Raw genomic sequence first — 1,674 nt, 5'->3', positions numbered from 1 at the left:
GGCAGACATTCTGGTGGCAGCTGTCGGCAAGGCAGACTTTGTGACCGCAGATATGGTAAAGGAAGGCGCTGTTGTCATTGATGTCGGCATGAACCGTAAGGACGGCAAGCTGTGCGGCGACGTTGCCTTTGATGAAGTCAATGAAAAAGCATCGTATCTGACTCCGGTTCCGGGCGGCGTAGGCCCGATGACCATCACTATGCTGATGAAGAATACCCTGAAGGCGGCCAAGCTGCATCACGGTATCGAGGAGTAATTGTCAAATCTGTGCACAAACATCCCCAAAATGCTGCGGAATTTTGACAAGCAAAAACAAAAAGATTGTTGACAGCATGGACGGGATATGGTAACATACAAGAAGCCGCATTGACCGGGTTGGTGAAGTATGTCTGAGACAAGACATCCCCCGTGAGAGCGTGACTCTATTATAGAAAGAGAGGTGCTACCGCAATGTATGCAATTATTGTAACCGGTGGCAAGCAGTACAAGGTATCCGAAGGTGACGTAATCTACGTTGAGAAGCTCGGCGTTGAAGACGGCGCTTCCGTTACATTCGACAAGGTTCTGGCAGTTGGCGAAGGTGCTGAGCTGAAGGTTGGCGCTCCGTATGTTGAAGGCGCTACCGTAGCTGGTACTGTTGAGAAGACTGGCAAGCAGAAGAAGGTTATCGTCTACAAGATGAAGCCGAAGAAGGGCTACCGTCGTAAGCAGGGCCACAGACAGCCGTACACCAAGGTAACCATCGGCGCTATCAACGCGTAAGAGATGACTACCGCCCGTTTTTATTTAACAGGCAGCCGCATTGATGCAGTGGAAGTCTCCGAACATGCAGGTTATGCAGAAGAAGGAGAAGACATTGTCTGTGCGGCGGTATCTGCGAATCTGGATCTCACGAGCTGTCTGCTCGAGGATGTAATGGGTCTAGCGATCCGGACAGAAGTCGACGAAGAGAACGCTCGCATCCGCATCGAGCTTCCAAAAGATTTGGAAGAAGCGGAGGAGACGCAGGCGCAGAACGCACTTAGTGCCTTGATGCTGTATTTTATCAATCTCAAGGTACGTTATCAGGATTTTATCGAAGTAATGGAGGTGTAAGTCATGCTTCAGATCAGCTTACAGTTTTTCGCTCATAAAAAGGGCGTAGGTTCTACCAAGAACGGCCGTGATTCCGAGTCCAAGAGACTTGGCGTTAAGCGTGCTGATGGTCAGGTTGTACCGGCAGGCAACATTCTGGTTCGCCAGCGCGGCACTCACATCCATCCGGGCGTAAACGTTGGCATTGGTTCCGACGACACCCTTTATGCAAAGGTTTCCGGCGTAGTTCGCTTTGAGCGTCTGGGTCGCGACCGCAAGCAGGTTTCTGTTTACGAAATCGAGCAGTAAGATATTTGATTGCAAAAGGCACCTCGGGCAGTCCGTCTGAGGTGCTTTTTCTATAACGGATAGGGAAAGGAGTACCCACATGCCACAGTTTATTGATACAGCCAAAATCTGGATCCAGTCCGGCAAGGGCGGAGACGGCAAGGTTTCATTCCACCGTGAAAAGTATGTTGCATCCGGCGGCCCGGACGGCGGCGACGGCGGCCGCGGTGGCTCCGTTGTCTTTCAGGTAGATGACAATTTGTCCACACTGATGGACTTTCGATATAAGAGAAAGTATAAAGCAGAGCCGGG

3 protein-coding genes and 2 pseudogenes are annotated in these 1,674 nt (G+C 51.0%); all 5 read left to right on the top strand.

Features of this window, described 5'->3' with window-relative positions; translation table 11 throughout:
• Positions 1–256: pseudogene (locus tag ACR0P9_RS12165) on the top strand (bifunctional 5,10-methylene-tetrahydrofolate dehydrogenase/5,10-methylene-tetrahydrofolate cyclohydrolase); the annotation flags it as partial.
• Between the two features lie 194 nt (positions 257–450).
• Positions 451–762 (top strand): 50S ribosomal protein L21, encoded by a 312-nt coding sequence (gene rplU, locus ACR0P9_RS12160; RefSeq protein WP_432620517.1) that lies wholly within the window; start codon positions 451–453, stop codon positions 760–762.
• A gap of 3 nt (positions 763–765) precedes the next feature.
• Positions 766–1,095 carry a ribosomal-processing cysteine protease Prp gene (locus tag ACR0P9_RS12155; RefSeq protein WP_432620515.1) on the top strand — a complete coding sequence of 110 codons (330 nt, stop codon included), beginning with the start codon at positions 766–768 and terminating at the stop codon, positions 1,093–1,095.
• A 3-nt stretch (positions 1,096–1,098) separates the two neighbouring features.
• Positions 1,099–1,383, top strand: coding sequence for a 50S ribosomal protein L27 (gene rpmA, locus ACR0P9_RS12150; protein ID WP_432620513.1), 285 nt, complete (start codon positions 1,099–1,101; stop codon positions 1,381–1,383).
• A gap of 79 nt (positions 1,384–1,462) precedes the next feature.
• A pseudogene (locus ACR0P9_RS12145) lies at positions 1,463–1,674 on the top strand (GTPase ObgE); the annotation flags it as partial.

The organism is Butyricicoccus sp., from assembly GCF_050872565.1.
Taxonomy (GTDB): Bacteria; Bacillota; Clostridia; order Oscillospirales; family Butyricicoccaceae; genus Butyricicoccus_A.
The sequence above is the reverse complement of the archived record's forward strand: the minus strand, read 5'-3'. Positions and strand labels throughout refer to the sequence as shown.